Source organism: Janthinobacterium sp. SUN118, assembly GCF_030397695.1.
Taxonomy (GTDB): Bacteria; Pseudomonadota; Gammaproteobacteria; order Burkholderiales; family Burkholderiaceae_D; genus Janthinobacterium.
Genome location: NZ_JAPUBV010000001.1, coordinates 2614408 through 2629829 on the forward strand (window position 1 = coordinate 2614408; position 15422 = coordinate 2629829).

A 15422-nucleotide genomic window follows, 5' to 3' on the forward strand; every position below is an offset into this window, starting at 1 on the left:
TGAGCTCCTTATGGGTGGATTTGCTCAGTTCGGTAACTGCAAGTTGCATTGTGATATATATATTTTGCAAATTTCTCGCCAATATACACGCTGTTGTTTTTGAGTAATAACGTCAGCGGAGCGCCGCGCATGTCGTTGGCGCCTGTGCGGTGACTGCCATGCGCGTCTTTGGCGTGAGCGCCAGTGCGATTTTTTCTGCCCAGCAGGTTACGTGCCGCGTAACCTGCTGTTACTTGCTGGCCAATGCGGGTCGGCATACCGTGCCTCCATCGGTCCACCAGTTTTGTTGTAATAAATATGCAGGCAGGCCCTTGTGGCGACTCCCTATCCATCGCTTCGATGGATAGGGCAGTGTCTGTCGCTCCCGTGCAAGTTGGTGTCATGGCATATGGATTCCTTGAGTACGGAACCGATACACCTTCAACCAATCAATGAGGAAATGATCATGCAAACGATCGGCAGCTTGAATCTTGCGAACAATGGCGGCTTTGTCTGCGCTGGCAAAGTGAGTTTTATCGACCCCAATGGCGGCACGGGAACGTCTGATCGCTGGGATATGATCGCGCTTGGCCAGAACGAGACGATGAAGCCAGGCGACAGGGGCGTGGCAAGCGGTTCGCTGGTGCAGATGTATATCGACATCGTGGCGGGAAACGACCGTACGGGAGGAACTTACTTCCTGTACGACCCGGCTTCGCCACGCTGCGCCAACTACAGCATTACGGGCACGACGCTTAACAGCACGGTGCATTTTGGCGGCATCACGCCAGTCTGATCAGGGGGGGAGTGGTCAGGCTGGACGGTATCGTGTCCCTGGTCTGGCTGCGCCGCGTGCAGGCGGAAGCCGAGCATAAAATGGCTTCCTGCCTGGCATGGCACGGGAAAGCGCGCTGGTTCCCGGATTGCCTTGCTGGCGGTATCGGCTGAGTCCTGCCTTGACAGCAGCCAGCGTTTTATCGGCGGAATGTGCGGATCGAGGATCTTTTCCGCTGATGTAAATCCGATGTGAATTTATAGGCGCCCACCACGGCAGCGGCAGCGGCAATGCCCAGTCCGTAAAATCCCATTCCCCAACCCACTTGAATGTCCGTACTCGCGTATTTATTCAGGAAAAAGGGCGCCGCATAGATCAGGGCAAGGCTGGCAACCCCAAAAACGCCCGCTCCTATCTTGGCCGCCTCTGCAACCTCCCCCTGCGTGGCGCCATACACGATGTCGCCTCGGCAGCCTTGGCATACATGCGCGCCAACATTGAATTCGAAATGGCATTGATAGCAACTACTTGTTTTTTGAGCCAATTAAATTCTCCAGATAAATGTTTATTTATGGAAATTATCATAGATTGTCTGAAGTTTAATTGTCAAGGGCAGGGCATCGTGCCGCCGCAGCTGTCTTACCGCCCCGTAACTGCCGGCGCCAGCTCGATCGAACTCAGTTTCCAGCCCCAGATGCAGTGTCGCTGCAAGACCAGCGCGCCATTTTGCGTCTTGCCATCCTTCGCGCGCACGACGAACTGGTTGATGCCGGCATAACCGGCCCGGTAGCCGGCCTTGTTGCGTGCGCCATCGGCTGCTGCGCCGGTCTCTGCGCCTGCCTCCTCCTGCGGGCTGACCGCGCTGTTGTTGACGAGCGCGACGACGCCTGCGGGCGAGACCATGGCGTCGACCATCTTGCCCAGCATGGCACCGGCAATCGATTGGCCGAGCGCGGCGAGCGGGTTGTCGCTGCCGGCCACTGCCTGGATGCTGTTGGCCATGTTTGCTTCCAGCTGGGTCTTGACGCTGCCGCGCAGGGCGGGGAAGTCCACGTGCGCGGCCAGCGCGTCGGCATTGCGTTCGGCCAGCGCGGTCTTGATCTGGTGCAAGGCGTAATACGGCGAGGCATAGATGGTGGCGGCGATGGCAACGGCGGCCACGGCGGCGGCGATGGTGATTTTTTTCAAGGGATGCCTATGTGATGAAAAGGAAAAGGCGCTGTCACGCCGCCTCGCATGGCGGCCTGAAGCGGGCGAGCGCAGCGTATCTGTTAAATGAAAATGCGGCAATAGTAATTTCTTGCCATTATCTTGACCGCATCCGCTGGCCTGGCCGCGCCAGGCGCCGTTTCCCGGCCCCTATGGAGGGGACGGTGGCCGGTGCTGTATAATGGGAGAAAAGTACTTAACTAGCTGTTTTAACTGAATAAAGACCTAATATCACATGCTTTCAACCGCAAATATTACGATGCAGTTTGGCGCCAAGCCATTGTTTGAGAATATCTCCGTCAAGTTCGGCGACGGCAACCGCTATGGTTTGATCGGCGCCAACGGCTGCGGCAAATCGACGTTCATGAAGATCCTCGGCGGCGACCTGGACCCATCGGGCGGCAATGTCATGCTCGATACCAACGAGCGCCTGGGCAAGCTGCGCCAGGACCAATTTGCCTTTGAAGACATGCGCGTGCTCGACGTCGTCATGATGGGCCACACGGAAATGTGGGCCGCCATCCAGCAACGCGACGCCATCTACGCGAACCCGGAAGCGACCGACGACGACTACATGCAGGCGGCCGAACTGGAAGGCAAAGTCTCCGAATACGACGGCTACACGGCCGAATCGCGCGCCGGCGAGCTGCTGTTGGGCGCCGGCGTCGCCATCGACCTGCACCAGGGCCCGATGAGCAATGTCTCGCCGGGCTGGAAGCTGCGCGTGCTGCTGGCGCAGGCGCTGTTCTCGAATCCGGACATCCTGCTGCTCGACGAACCGACGAATAACCTGGACATCAACACGATTCGCTGGCTGGAAGACGTGCTCAACGAGCGCAACTCCACCATGATCATCATTTCCCATGATCGCCACTTCCTGAACCAGGTGTGCACCCACGTGGCCGACATGGATTACGGCACGCTGAAGATTTATCCAGGCAACTACGACGAATACATGTTCGCCTCGACCCAGGCGCGCAACCAGCAACTGGCCAACAACGCGAAAGCGAAAGACAAGGTGGCCGAGCTGCAGGAATTCGTGCGCCGCTTTGCCGCGAACAAGTCCAAGGCCCGCCAGGCGACGTCGCGCGCCAAGCAGATTGAAAAGATCAAGGTCGATGACATCAAGCCGTCGTCGCGCGCCTATCCCTTCGTGCGTTTCGACGGCGAGAAGAAATTGCACCGCCTGGCCGTGGAAGTCGAGAATATCTCGAAAGGCTTCGACCGCCAGCTGTTCAAGAATTTCAGCATCATGGTTGAAGCTGGCGAGCGCATCGCCATCATCGGCGCCAACGGCGCCGGCAAGACCACCATGTTGCGCTGCATCGCGGGCGACATCGCTGGCCTGCAGCCGGACCAGGGCCGCGTGAAGTGGGCGGAAAACGCCAACGTCGGCTACATGCCGCAAGATCCGACGGAAGATTTCGCCAAGGATACGAACCTGACCGACTGGATCGGCCAGTGGACGAAAGAGGGCGACGACGACCAGGCCGTGCGTTCCATCCTGGGCCGTTTGCTGTTCGGCGGCGACGATGTGAAAAAGGCTGTCAAGGTACTGTCCGGTGGCGAGAAAGGTCGCATGATGTACGGCAAGCTGATGCTGGGCCGCCACAACGTGCTGATGCTCGATGAGCCGACCAACCACATGGACATGGAATCGATCGAATCGCTGAACATCGCGCTGGAAAAATACGCGGGCACCCTGATCTTCGTCTCGCATGACCGCGAATTCGTTTCCTCGCTGGCCAACCGCATCATCGAGATCAAGGAAGATGAAGTGGTCGATTACCGCGGCAATTACGAGGATTACCTGAAGAGCCAGGGTATCGATTAATTTTGTAGGGGAACGTTCCGTCGGATAACGCGCTGTGCGCTGATCCGACCTACGTCAGAGTGAGTTGACTGGGTTGGCCGCGTAGGTCGGATTGGCGGGGCCGCCGAGGCGTAGCGTAATCCGACATTACAATGCCAGCCTGCAACGTCAACCGCCAGCACCACACCGACGCGCCGCGGTCCTTTCGTTCCGGCGCACTTGCTTTCATGCGATAGTGCCGGTCTATTCCGTTTTTGTTTGACACAGCCATGCAAACTTTAGCAATCAAATCCGTCGAGTATGAACATCCACAAGACGGAGCCAGCTGCACTGCCCACGCCTGGGCACGCACGCCAGCGACGCCTTCCCCGGCCGAAAAAGCCGAACTGATCACGCGCATCAAGCGCCTGCTGATCGAGCGCGAAGCCGTGCTCGTTGCCCACTACTACGTTGATGCTGACCTGCAAGACCTGGCGGAAGCGACGGGCGGCTGCGTCTCCGATTCCCTGGAAATGGCCCGCTTCGGGCGCGACCATCCGGCCAAGACCCTGGTCGTCGCCGGCGTGCGTTTCATGGGTGAAACGGCCAAGATTCTCAGTCCCGAGAAAACCGTGCTGATGCCCGACCTCGACGCGACCTGTTCGCTCGACCTCGGTTGCCCGGCCGATGAATTCACGGCCTTCTGCGACGCCCATCCCGACCGCACCGTCGTGGTCTACGCCAACACCAGCGCGGCAGTGAAAGCGCGCGCGGACTGGATGGTGACGTCGTCCATCGGCCTCGACATCGTTGCCCATTTGCATGCGCAGGGCAAGAAAATCCTGTGGGCACCCGATAAACACCTGGGATCGTACATCCAGAAGCAGACGGGTGCCGACATGCTGCTGTGGCAAGGCAGTTGCCTCGTGCACGACGAATTCAAGGGCATCGAACTCGATTTGCTCAAGGAAGAGTATCCGCAGGCCAAGGTGCTCGTGCATCCGGAATCGCCGGCCAACGTGGTGGCGCTGGCCGACATGGTGGGCTCGACGTCGCAAATGATTGCGGCAGCGCAAACCATGGACACGGATACCTTCATCGTCGCCACCGACAATGGCATCCTGCACAAGATGCGCGCGGCGGCGCCGGGCAAGCGTTTCATCGAAGCGCCCACGGCCGGCAACAGCGCCACCTGCAAGAGCTGCGCGCACTGCCCGTGGATGGCCATGAATGGCTTGCTGAACCTGGCGCAAACGCTGGAAAACATGCACAACGAGATCCACGTCGATCCCGCCGTCGGCCAGCTGGCCGTGCGCTCGATCAACCGCATGCTCGACTTCGCCGCCGCCAAGAAGGCTGGCCTGCAGCCGGGCGCCGATCTGGCAAAAGAAACTAAATTGTTCCAAGGAATCGGTCCAGCATGAGTACCCTTGTTAATTCTTTCGCTCCCTTCGATCCGGCCCTGGCGCGCGCGTTCGAGGGCAACTTGCTGGCCGCCCTGCTGGAAGACGTGGGCCAGTGCGACCTGACGGGCGAGCTGGTGCCGCCCGACCACATCGTCACGGCCCGCGTCATCGTGCGCGAAGCGGCCGTGCTGTGCGGCGCGCCATGGTTCGAAGGCATCATGAAAAGCCTGGACCGCAGCATCGACATTGCATGGCATTACGCGGAAGGCGACATGATGACGGCCGACAGCGTCGTCTGCACGATACAGGCGCCGGCGCGCGCCTTGCTCACGGCCGAGCGCAGCGCCCTCAATTTCCTGCAGCTGCTGTCGGCCGTGGCCACGGCCACGCGCCAGTACGTGGCCGTGGTGGCCGGCACCAAGGCATCCATTTTAGATACGCGCAAGACCTTGCCCGGGCTGCGCCTGGCGCAAAAGTATGCGGTGCGCGTGGGGGGCGGCAAGAACCAGCGCCTGGCCCTGTACGACGGCATCCTGATCAAGGAAAACCATATCGCGGCGGCAGGCGGCGTCAGCCAGGCCCTGGAAAACGCGCGCAACCTCGACGCGGGCGTGCCCGTGCAAATCGAGGTGGAAACCCTGGCGCAACTGCAGGAAGCGCTGGACGCGGGTGCCGTCTCCGTGCTGCTGGATAACTTCAGCAACGACATGATGCGCGACGCCGTGCAGCTCACGGCGGGCCGTGCCTTGCTGGAAGCGTCGGGCGGCATCAATTTCGATACCGTGCGCGCGATTGCCGAGACGGGCGTCGACCGCATTTCGATCGGCAGCCTGACCAAGGACGTGCGGGCCACCGATTACTCCTTGCGCATCGTCGGCTGATGACGGCAGCAGGGCGGCGCCTGGCGCGCACGCGCATGCTGGCCATGGCCCTGCTGTGGCCGGCGCTGGCCTTGCCCTTGCAGGCGCCAGCGCGCGAATTGCTGGCCGTGGGCGCGCAGTTCGAACGCGTGTTCGAATACCAGGATAGCGGCGAATATGGCGGCCTGGGCGCGGAACTGCTGCGCCTGATGGCGGCGCGCACGGGCAATACCGTGCGCTTTCGCATGGTGCCGTGGGCGCGCGCGCAAGCCATGCTGGTGCAGGGCCAGGCCGATATCTTGATCGGCCCCTACAAGGCGCCGGACCGCATCGCCAGCATGGCGTTTTCCGACAAGCCGTTCTACCAGGACCAGATCGTCTTCTATACACGCCAGGATGCCAGTTTCGGCTGGGATGGCGACTATGCGACGCTGAAGAACCGCAGGGTGGTGCTGCTCAATGGCTGGGCCTATGGCTCGGACTGGGAGCGCGCGCGGCCCGGCTTGCAGGTCAGCGTGGCCAACAACGTGGAAAATGGCTTGAAAATGCTCGTGCATAATCACGTCGACGTGTTTGTCAGCAACCGCCGCAACACCGATCCCGTCATCGCCCGGCTTGGCTACGGACGCCAGGTGAAACCCTTGCCGAAAGTCATAGAAGTACAGAATGGCTACTTTGCCTTTCCCCGTTCGCCCACATTCGACAAGCTGCGCCTGCAATTCGACCAGGAACTGAATATGCTGATCGAGACGGGCGAACTGAAAAAACTGGGCAAGCGTTTCGACGTCAGCGTGCCCTGACGGGCGTGCCGCCAGTGCGGCTCAGCCTGCCTATTTCTCCTGCGCTTGACGCGCCTCAACCATGCCGCATGGCCTGGCTATACCCTGACAACAGGCAGCGAATACTGTCCACCTCGTTGAAGGGAGACGCCATGCATACGCACCACATCAGCAAGCTTGTCTGCGCCGGGTTCACCGCCGTGCTGGCCGGGGTCCTGTTTGCCTGCGGCGGCGGCCACCATCACCACAAGCCGCCGAGCCTGGAAGGCTATGGCGCGACCAGTCTCGTGTCCGATACGGCGCAGCTGCCCGCCGCGCACACGGATGCCAACCTGGTCAATGCCTGGGGTCTGGCCTTCAATCCCCGCGGTTTCGCCTGGGTGGCGGCCAACGGCACGGCGAAATCCACCTTGTATGACGGCAATGGCGTGCCGCAATCGCTGGTGGTCAGTACGCCTGCGGGGCCCACCGGCATCGTTTTCAACGGCACGCAGGATTTCAAGCTGAGCCGGAACGGCGTGACGGCGCCCAGTCCCTTCATTTTCGCCGCCGAGAACGGCAGCATTTCGGCCTGGTCGCCCTCGGTCAGCCCGACCACGGCCCTCGTCGTGGTCGATGGCGGCGCCGGCGGCAGCGTCTACAAGGGCCTGGCGATGTCCCGCCATGCCGGCGCCAACTACCTGTATGCGGCCGATTTCCACAAGCAGCGCATCGATGTGTTCGATGCCAGCTTCGCCAGAGTCAGCTGGTCCGGCGCGTTCAGCGATCCCGGCATGCCGGCCGGCTACGCGCCATTCGGCATCCAGGCCATCGGCGAGCGCATCTATGTCGCGTATGCGAAGAGCAGCGCCAGCGGCGACGAGGAGGAGACTGGGGCCGGCTTGGGCATCGTCAGCGTGTATGACAGCGGCGGTACGCTGATCAGGCAACTGGTGCGCGGCGGGGCCCTGAATGCGCCATGGGGCATGGCGCTGGCGCCGGCCAATTTCGGCAGCGCCAGTCATGCCTTATTGGTGGGCAATTTTGGCGATGGCAGGATCAATGCCTATGATGCGGAGACTGGCGCGGTCATCGGCAAGCTGGCGCAGGCGGATGGCAAGGCGCTGGAGATCGACGGCTTGTGGGGCATCGCCTTCGGCAATGGCGTCAACGGCCAGCCGGCGAACACGCTGTTCTACGCGGCCGGGCCGGACGATGAGACGCATGGCCGGTATGGGCGCATCGACGTGAAATAGGCGCTCATGCCATTGCCGCCCATGCCACCGGCGGCGGCATGGGCGTTCGCGCCGTTACAGCTGGCGCGCCTCGAACGTGTTGCACTGGGCGATCTGGCCGCTTTCGATACCCTTGCTAAACCAGCGCACGCGCTGCTCGGAGGTGCCGTGGGTAAAGGAGTCGGGCACGACATGGCCTTGCGCCTGGCGCTGCAGGGCGTCGTCGCCGATGGCCGTGGCCGCTTTCAGGGCCGCTTCCACGTCGCCTTGCTCGAGGATCTTGCGGTCCGCATTCGCGTGATACGCCCACACGCCGGCGAAGCAGTCGGCTTGCAGCTCCAGGCGCACGGACATGGCGTTGGCCTGGCGCTCGGACGCCGTGCGGCGCGCATTGTCGACCTTTTCGGACAGGCCCATCAGGTTTTGCACGTGGTGGCCCACTTCATGCGCGATCACGTACGCTTCCGCGAATTCGCCGGACACCTTGAAGCGCTGCTGCATCAGGTTGAAGAAGTCCAGGTCCAGGTAGACTTTCTGGTCGCCGGGGCAATAGAAGGGGCCGCTGGCGCTCTGGCCCGTGCCGCATGCGGTCGGCGTGCTGCCCGAGAACAAGACCAGCTTGGGTTTTACATAGTTGCCGCCTTCGGCCTTGAACAGGTTGCTCCACGTGTCTTCCGTATCTGCCAGCACGGTTTTTACGAAGCGCGCCATCTCGTCCGATTCGGGCGGCTGGCGCGCGGGCGCCTGGCTTTGCTGGGTGCTGACCTGGCCACCGCCGCCGCTGAGCAGATTCAGCAAGGTCAAAGGGTTGACGCCCAGCACATACGAGCCGACGAGGGCGATGACGATGGTGCCGATGCCGATCGAGCGGCCGCCAAAACCAAAGCCGCCACCGCCGCCGCCCCCACCACCGTCTTCGCCACGGCGGTCTTCCACATTGTCGCTTTCGCGATTGCCTTCCCATTTCATGATGTCTACTCCTGCTGCGATTGTGCGATTGATTGGTGACGCCTCAAAATGTTTCTTGCGACGAATCTTATAATTATCGCAGCAAACCGCGCCGCGACAGGAGCGACAGTGTTACGCTTTGCAACTTTCCACCCACACGACAACAGGTAGATGCATGGTGCTTGCCAACGATACACTCATTTCGCCCGCGGCGGTGGTCCAGGCCCAACTGGACGCCTATAACGCCCACGACGTGCCTGCCTTGCTGGCCATCTACTCCGATGACGCCCAGCAATTCCAGCACCCGGATACCTTGCTGGCCACGGGCGCCGCGCAGATCGCTTCCCGCTTTACGGCCCGTTTTGCCGCCAGCCGGCCGCAGGCGCAGTTGCTCAACCGCATCGCCTGCGGCAAGCTGGTGATCGACCATGAGATCGTCCATGGCGACACGGACGATGGTGTTTCCGCGCAGGAACTGGTCGCCACGTATGAAGTGGCGCAGGGGCGCATCGCGCGCGCCTGGTTCAGCTTTGGCGCCTTGACGCGGCTGCGCGTGGCCCTGCCTAGCGACGTGCCCGCCATGAATGCGCTGATCGCCCGTTCCGGCGTGGAATTGAGTACGGGCTTTTATACGCTGGAGCAGGCCGAGGCCGTCACGCGCCACGTGTTCGGCGTCGATACGCAGCTGGTGGCCGACCAGACGTATTTCGTCATCGAGCGCGATGGCGCCATGCTGGCTTGCGGCGGCTGGAGCCGGCGCGCCACCCTGTACGGCGCCGACCGCGCCAAGAGCGGGCCGGACCCGCTGCTCGACCCGACCAGCCAGCCGGGCCGCATCCGCGCATTCTTTGTCGACCCCGCGGCCGCGCGCCAGGGCCTGGGCAGCATGCTGATGCGCCATTGCGAACGGCAGGCGCGGGCGGCAGGGTTTACGGCGCTGGAACTGGCCGCCACCTTGCCCGGCGTGCCGCTGTACCTGGCCAGCGGCTTTGCCACCACGCAAGAGTTTCACCTGGACTTGCCTGGTGGCATACAACTGCCGCTGGCGCGCATGCACAAGCGGCTGTGAGGCCATGCCTTACCAGGGCAGCGGCGCCTGTTCGCCGTTGCCATTTTCCGCGTAGTACAGCGAAGGCAGGAAGCGCGACAGATAGGTAAATTCGCTGTAGCAATGGCGCAGCAAGTTCAGGCCCAGCACGTCGGGTACGTCGCGCACGGGGTCGAGGCTGTTGCGCCCCAGCAGGAAGCGGCTGCGCAGCACGCAGCCGGTGGACGTGTCGCGCGCCAGGTGCAGCATTTCGCCATCGAGCGGATCGCCTTGCGGGTCGAGTTCGACCTGGTCGCCAAAACCGATGCGCGCGCAGACGGCCGCCGACAGGGCGCCGCTCTCTTGCGCGTGGCGCAGCTGCGCCGCATCGAATACACACTTCGGATCATGGAACTTCAGCTTGGCTTTCACGGGCGGAATGTCGCCCAGCGCTTCCACCGCCTCGATCGAGGCGCCATGGTAACTCTCGCCCTTTTTCCAGACGCTGTTCCAGCCGTGATGGGCCACGTGGTCGTGCGGATGCCACCATTTGATGTGCTGCGTCGTTTCAAAGAACGTGAACCACCAGTCCAGCATGCGCCCGCTGCAGCCATGCAATTGCGTGCGCGCCGCCACCAGCAGGCAGCCGTCGTCCAGGCGCGTGACGCCCGTTTCCAGGTGCAGGGGGAATGGGTCGAGCAAGTCGCCCGTGCCGGCGATACGCCACGGTGTGGCAGGATGGTTTGTGTCAGCCATGTTGTTCTCCTTTGTTGAGGTGAGCCAATTATATATTAAAGAAACGTAAAACGTTTCCTAAATGTTTTTCAGTGTAAAATCGGCCATCGATCAAGCAGGAGCAGGCATGCAGGAAGCAGACAGCAAGACCATGCGCGGACGCGGGCGTCCGGCCCGTCCGCCCGAAGAGGGGCGCGAAGCGGCCGTGCAGGCGGCCACCTGGCTGCTGCTGCATGAAGGTTATGCGGCCACGACCATGGAAGCCGTGGCGCGCCACGCGGGCATGGCAAAGAAATCGCTGTATCAGTACGCGGCCAACCGCGAGGAACTCGTGGCCCTCGTCGTGCGCGGCTGGACGGACGCCTTCCTGCCCGCCATGGCGCACGATGCGGCCACGCCCGCAGAGGTCCTGCCCTTGCTGAAGGACATATTGCAGACGATGGCGGCGCGCGTGCTGACGGCCGAGGCCGTCGGCCTGTTCCGCCTGCTGTGCACGGAGTTTCCCGCGCGTGCAGACTTGCTGGCCGCCTACCAGCGCAACGGCATCGAGCGGGGTACGGCCCTGCTGGCCGAGTGGCTGCAGCGCCAGGCGGCGCACGGCAGCGTGGCGCTCGGCAATGCGGGGGAAGTGGCTGGTTTGCTGCTGTCCATGGTGATTGCCGAGCCGCTGCGGCAGATGGCGCTGGGTTTGCTGGCGCCCGCGCCCGCCTGGGATGCGGCGCCGCGCATCGACGCCGCGCTGCGGCTGCTGGGCGGGCAGGGTTTCAGCCTGGCTGGTGCTTCAGCGCTTCGCGGTAGCTGAGCGCAGATAGTTGCTGGCGGTGTGCGCTGGCAAAGGCCAGCACGGCCTCGGGCGCGTGGCGCGCGTAGTCGCGCAAGGCCCAGCCGATGGCCTTGCGGATGAAAAACTCGTCTTCATGGGCCAGCGCCAGCGCGGCGTCATACAGCCAGGCGGCATCCGTGTCGGCGCGCCAGCCCAGCTGGTGCAGCATGGCGATGCGGCGCAGCCAGAAGTCGTCATGGCGCAAGGCCGCGTCCATGTGTGCATGGCCGTCGCCGCCGCGCTTGTGTTCCGCCTGCAGCACGTCGCCCACGATGCCCGCCATGCCGTCGACGCTGTCCCACCACGCGCGCTGGCGCGCCAGGGCCAGCAGGGCGGGGAGGTGTGCCGGCGTCAGCTGGCGCCGGTGCAGGGCCAGCATGTCGAGCGCCAAATGCTGGTATTCGCGTTCGGGCTCCTGCCACAGCCGCTGCGCTTGTTCCAGCAGGACATCGGCCCCAGCACCCTTCAAGCCCGCCAGCAGCGCCTTCGCGGCCAGCCGCCGCTGCGGCGCAGCGACGCCAAGAAACACGAACTGGTCGCGCATATAGGCCTGCATGGGCAGGGCGCGGGCCGGGTCGGCGGCCGCTTGCAGGGCGGCTTTCAATTCTGCATGTAAACGCATGGCGCTCTCCGGGCGTAAAAAAAGCGCTCCAGGGAGCGCTTTATATCCGGGCAGGATGCCCGATTTACTGAATCTTTGCTTTCTTCATCAGTTCGTCGCGGTAAGCGGCGAGCTTCTTCTGTTGCAGCGATTCAGCCACCTGGCCTTTGACTTCTTCCAGCGACGGCAGCTTGGCCGGGCGGGTTTCTTCCAGCTTGATCACGTGGAAGCCGAATTGCGATTGCACTGGCGTTTGCGTGACCTGGCCTGGTTTCAGGGCGACCATGGCGTCGGAGAATGGCTTCACGTACGAAGCTGGGCTAGCCCAGTCCAGGTCGCCGCCATTGGCTGCGGAACCGTCTTTCGATACTTTCGCCAGTTCTTCGAACTTGGCGCCGCCTTTCAGCTTGGCGATGATGTCTTTCGCTTCCGCTTCGGTGGCCACCAGGATGTGGCGTGCATGGTATTCCTTGTCGCCGGCCTGGGCCTTGAACTTGTCGTACTCGGCCTTGATTTCAGCGTCCTTGACCGGGTTTTTCTTCACGTAGTCGGCCAGCAGGGCATTGATGATGATGCTTTGACGGGCATTGTCGATCTGCGACTTGACTTCCGGACGGGTGCCGTAGCCTTGCTTGTCGGCTTCCTGGATCAGCACTTCGCGGCCGATCAGGTCTTTCTTGATGGCTTCGCGCAGTTGCGGCGAATCCGCTTGCTTGCCCTGGGCGACGACTTGCTTGACGACCTGGTCGACGCGCGACGATGGAATGGCCTTGCCATTCACGGTGGCAACGTTTTGGGCGAAAGCAGGGATCGCCGCAACGGCTACCAAGGCTAAGATCAGGCGGGCTGGCTTCAAAATCATGTTCATTCCTAATAGATATACAAAAGATCGCGTCTGGCGGACAGAACGCATTCAGGCGCAGAATACACGACCGGCGCCGAAAAGGGCGCCGGGGAGGTCAGTTCTTATTGAACTTTCGCTTTTTTGATCATTTCTTCTTGATACGCTTGCAGTTTCTTTTGCTGCAGCGCTTCAGCGATCTGTGGCTTGACTTCTTCCAGGGTTGGCAGTTTTGCCGCGCGGGTGTCGTCCAGCTTGATCACGTGGAAACCGTTAGGCGTTTGCACCGGGGTATCGGTGACCTGGCCTTTTTGCAGTTTCACGAAGGCGTCCGAGAACACTTTCGGGAACGACGATGGGGCTGCCCAGTCGAGGTCGCCGCCATTGTCGGCCGAGCCGGCATCTTTCGATTGCTTGGCCAGGTCTTCAAACTTGGCGCCGCCTTTCAGCTTGGCGATGACGTCTTTCGCTTCGGCTTCGGTGGCCACCAGGATGTGGCGCACATGGTATTCCTTGTCGCCGGACTGGGCCACGAAGCGGTCGTATTCGGCCTTGATTTCAGCGTCGGTGACGGGGTTCTTTTTCAGGTAGTCGCCGACCAGGGCGTTGATGATGATGGCCTGGCGCGCGTTCTCGATTTGCTGCTTGACGGCTGCATCTTTACCGAAACCTTTGTTTTCCGCTTCTTGCATCAGCACTTCACGGCCGATCAAGTCCTTCTTGATCATTTCGCGCAATTGCGGCGAATCCGGTTGCTGGCCTTGGGCGACGACTTGCTTGACGACTGCATCAACGCGCGACGATGGGATAGGCTTGCCATTGACGACGGCAACATTTTGCGCAAAAACAGGTACCGCGACAACGGCGAGTAGTGCGATCAGCAAGCGGGCTGGCTTAAAAGTCATTATTAAATCCTGTTAGGGAAAGTTTCGTAAAAAACGCATGGAAGAAATTCCGCATGGCGTAGGCTGCGGCATATCCGCAAAAATGCGGATACGCCAAAAACGCCATCCTTATGCTACCTCGGACGGCGCCAATGCAACAATCGCCAATGCATGTATCTCATTATGCATCATATCGTGCACGGAATCATACACCAGTCGATGGCGCATGACGAGCCTGAGGCCTTCAAATTGACTAGAAATAATGCGCAAATTGTAATGGCCTCCGCCCGAAGCGGCGCCCGCATGGCCGCGGTGGCGTGCCGAGTCGTCTTCCAGCACGCATTCCAGAGGGGAAAGCGCCGTTTCCAGGCGGCTACGAATGCGCTGCATGCGGGTTTCCGGCGCGGTGTTTTCGGTGGTGGTATGCATCATGCGTCTTCCTTGATATGTTTGGCCAGGAACAGGGTTTGCGCCACGATGAAGGCAAAGAAGATGCCCGTCGCGCCAAACGCCTTGAAACTGACCCAGGCCGCCATGTCGCCCTTGTACAGCACGAAGGCAACGAACAGGTTCAGCGCGCCGATGGCGCCAAAGAAGATGATCCATGCGGCCAGCAACTGGTTCCATACGGCGTCGGGCAGCTGCACTTGCGCTTCCATGGTCTTGCGGATCAGGTTTTTCTTGAAGCCCACGTGGGCGATCAGCAGGGCCAGGCCGGACAGCCAGTAGATCAGGGTCGGCTTCCATTTCAGGAAGAAATCGTCATGCAGATAAATGCTGGCGCCGCCAAACACGACAAAGATGAACAGCGACAGCCACAGCATGCCGTCCACTTTGCGTCCGCGCAACAGTAGGTAGCTGACCTGGCAGGCGGTGGCGACGATGCCGACGAGGGTGGCGAGTATCCACGGCGCCTGGTCGGCCTTGATCAGGCCGCCGGACACGAAGCCGGATAAATAGTGCTGCACGAAGTCGTGCGTGGCCGCTTCATACATGCCGCCCAGCTTGAAGGCGGCGAAGAAGGCGATCAGGGGGAAGAGGTCGAATAGAAATTTCATGGCGAGACTTTACTATGGTCTTGTTAAAAGCATCTTAGGAATGGCTTAGGAGCAAGCATGGCGCTCCCAGGCGATCCCCGTGTCTCAAGGCTGCGGATCGAAGCGCAGGGAAGCCGAATTGATGCAATAGCGCAATCCGGTCGGTGGCGGGCCGTCCGGGAAGACGTGGCCCAGGTGGGCGTCGCAGACGGCACAGACGATTTCCGTGCGCACCATGCCATGGCTGCGGTCGACGATTTCCGTCACGTTGGCCGGATCGAGGGCCTGGAAATAGCTGGGCCAGCCGCAGCCGGAGTCGAACTTCGTGTCCGAGGCAAACAGCGGCGTGTTGCAGCAGACGCAGGTGTAGATGCCGTGTTCATGGTGGTCCCAGAACTTGCCCGTGAAGGCCCGTTCCGTGGCCGCGTGGCGCGTGACTTCATATTGCATGGAATCGAGCATGGCGCGCCATTCGGCGTCCGTTTTTTTGACTTTATTGGTGGTCATGGTAA

At 61.5% G+C, this 15422-nt stretch carries 19 protein-coding genes; 8 read left to right on the forward strand and 11 right to left on the reverse strand.

What is annotated here, in order from left to right; genetic code table 11:
• Nucleotides 1-8 precede the first annotated feature (8 nt).
• Nucleotides 9-257, reverse strand: a complete 249-nt coding sequence (locus O0880_RS11775; protein ID WP_289886610.1) for a hypothetical protein — start codon at nucleotides 255-257, stop codon at nucleotides 9-11.
• Nucleotides 258-445: 188 nt separating this feature from the next.
• Between O0880_RS11775 and O0880_RS11780 the strand changes: the two genes are divergently transcribed.
• The gene (locus O0880_RS11780) at nucleotides 446-775 is read left to right on the forward strand and encodes a hypothetical protein (protein WP_156894798.1); all 330 of its coding nucleotides are present in this window, start codon (nucleotides 446-448) and stop codon (nucleotides 773-775) included.
• 178 nt (nucleotides 776-953) lie between these two features.
• On the opposite strand, the gene O0880_RS11785 is transcribed toward O0880_RS11780, so the two are convergent.
• Complete coding sequence (locus O0880_RS11785; RefSeq protein ID WP_289886611.1) at nucleotides 954-1298, reverse strand: hypothetical protein; 345 nt, start codon at nucleotides 1296-1298, stop codon at nucleotides 954-956.
• Nucleotides 1299-1393: 95 nt separating this feature from the next.
• Nucleotides 1394-1942 (reverse strand): DUF2939 domain-containing protein, encoded by a 549-nt coding sequence (locus tag O0880_RS11790; RefSeq protein WP_289886612.1) that lies wholly within the window; start codon nucleotides 1940-1942, stop codon nucleotides 1394-1396.
• A gap of 256 nt (nucleotides 1943-2198) precedes the next feature.
• Between O0880_RS11790 and O0880_RS11795 the strand changes: the two genes are divergently transcribed.
• The 5 genes from O0880_RS11795 (at nucleotide 2199) to O0880_RS11815 (ending at nucleotide 8035) form a co-directional block, all read left to right on the forward strand.
• The gene (locus O0880_RS11795; RefSeq protein WP_034756044.1) at nucleotides 2199-3797 is read left to right on the forward strand and encodes an ABC-F family ATPase; all 1599 of its coding nucleotides are present in this window, start codon (nucleotides 2199-2201) and stop codon (nucleotides 3795-3797) included.
• Nucleotides 3798-4045: 248 nt separating this feature from the next.
• A complete protein-coding gene (gene nadA, locus O0880_RS11800) occupies nucleotides 4046-5179 on the forward strand; it encodes a quinolinate synthase NadA (protein ID WP_289886618.1) in 1134 nt (377 codons plus the stop codon).
• Complete coding sequence (nadC, locus tag O0880_RS11805) at nucleotides 5176-6042, forward strand: carboxylating nicotinate-nucleotide diphosphorylase (RefSeq protein WP_289886620.1); 867 nt, start codon at nucleotides 5176-5178, stop codon at nucleotides 6040-6042. The genes nadA and nadC overlap by 4 nt, the downstream gene beginning before the upstream one ends.
• The gene (locus O0880_RS11810; protein WP_289886621.1) at nucleotides 6042-6821 is read left to right on the forward strand and encodes a transporter substrate-binding domain-containing protein; all 780 of its coding nucleotides are present in this window, start codon (nucleotides 6042-6044) and stop codon (nucleotides 6819-6821) included. Before nadC ends, O0880_RS11810 begins: the two co-directional genes overlap by 1 nt.
• Before the next feature lie 131 nt (nucleotides 6822-6952).
• Nucleotides 6953-8035 carry a TIGR03118 family protein gene (locus O0880_RS11815; protein WP_289886624.1) on the forward strand — a complete coding sequence of 361 codons (1083 nt, stop codon included), beginning with the start codon at nucleotides 6953-6955 and terminating at the stop codon, nucleotides 8033-8035.
• Between the two features lie 54 nt (nucleotides 8036-8089).
• Here O0880_RS11815 and O0880_RS11820 read toward each other — a convergent pair whose 3' ends face one another.
• Nucleotides 8090-8983 (reverse strand): neutral zinc metallopeptidase, encoded by an 894-nt coding sequence (locus O0880_RS11820; RefSeq protein WP_071323522.1) that lies wholly within the window; start codon nucleotides 8981-8983, stop codon nucleotides 8090-8092.
• 154 nt (nucleotides 8984-9137) lie between these two features.
• On the opposite strand from O0880_RS11820, the gene O0880_RS11825 reads away from it, so the two are divergent.
• On the forward strand, nucleotides 9138-10031 hold the full coding sequence (locus O0880_RS11825) for a GNAT family N-acetyltransferase (RefSeq protein WP_289886627.1): 894 nt from the start codon (nucleotides 9138-9140) through the stop codon (nucleotides 10029-10031).
• A 9-nt stretch (nucleotides 10032-10040) separates the two neighbouring features.
• Here the strand turns inward: O0880_RS11825 and O0880_RS11830 are convergent, their stop codons facing one another.
• Complete coding sequence (locus O0880_RS11830) at nucleotides 10041-10745, reverse strand: hydrolase (protein ID WP_071323523.1); 705 nt, start codon at nucleotides 10743-10745, stop codon at nucleotides 10041-10043.
• Nucleotides 10746-10851: 106 nt separating this feature from the next.
• On the opposite strand from O0880_RS11830, the gene O0880_RS11835 reads away from it, so the two are divergent.
• The gene (locus O0880_RS11835; RefSeq protein ID WP_289886629.1) at nucleotides 10852-11526 is read left to right on the forward strand and encodes a TetR/AcrR family transcriptional regulator; all 675 of its coding nucleotides are present in this window, start codon (nucleotides 10852-10854) and stop codon (nucleotides 11524-11526) included.
• On the opposite strand, the gene O0880_RS11840 is transcribed toward O0880_RS11835, so the two are convergent.
• The 6 genes from O0880_RS11840 to msrB form a co-directional block, all read right to left on the reverse strand.
• Entirely contained in the window at nucleotides 11489-12169 is a 681-nt protein-coding gene (locus tag O0880_RS11840) for a DNA alkylation repair protein (protein ID WP_289886630.1), read from the reverse strand. The genes O0880_RS11835 and O0880_RS11840 overlap by 38 nt on opposite strands.
• Nucleotides 12170-12233: 64 nt before the next feature.
• Nucleotides 12234-13010 (reverse strand): peptidyl-prolyl cis-trans isomerase, encoded by a 777-nt coding sequence (locus O0880_RS11845; protein WP_071323526.1) that lies wholly within the window; start codon nucleotides 13008-13010, stop codon nucleotides 12234-12236.
• Between the two features lie 104 nt (nucleotides 13011-13114).
• Nucleotides 13115-13894, reverse strand: a complete 780-nt coding sequence (locus O0880_RS11850; RefSeq protein ID WP_071323527.1) for a peptidyl-prolyl cis-trans isomerase — start codon at nucleotides 13892-13894, stop codon at nucleotides 13115-13117.
• Between the two features lie 108 nt (nucleotides 13895-14002).
• Nucleotides 14003-14305, reverse strand: a complete 303-nt coding sequence (locus O0880_RS11855) for a BolA family protein (protein ID WP_232251260.1) — start codon at nucleotides 14303-14305, stop codon at nucleotides 14003-14005.
• The gene (locus tag O0880_RS11860) at nucleotides 14302-14931 is read right to left on the reverse strand and encodes a septation protein A (protein WP_071323528.1); all 630 of its coding nucleotides are present in this window, start codon (nucleotides 14929-14931) and stop codon (nucleotides 14302-14304) included. The genes O0880_RS11855 and O0880_RS11860 overlap by 4 nt, the downstream gene beginning before the upstream one ends.
• An 84-nt stretch (nucleotides 14932-15015) precedes the next feature.
• Entirely contained in the window at nucleotides 15016-15417 is a 402-nt protein-coding gene (gene msrB, locus O0880_RS11865; protein WP_070218372.1) for a peptide-methionine (R)-S-oxide reductase MsrB, read from the reverse strand.
• Between the last annotated feature and the right edge of the window lie 5 nt (nucleotides 15418-15422).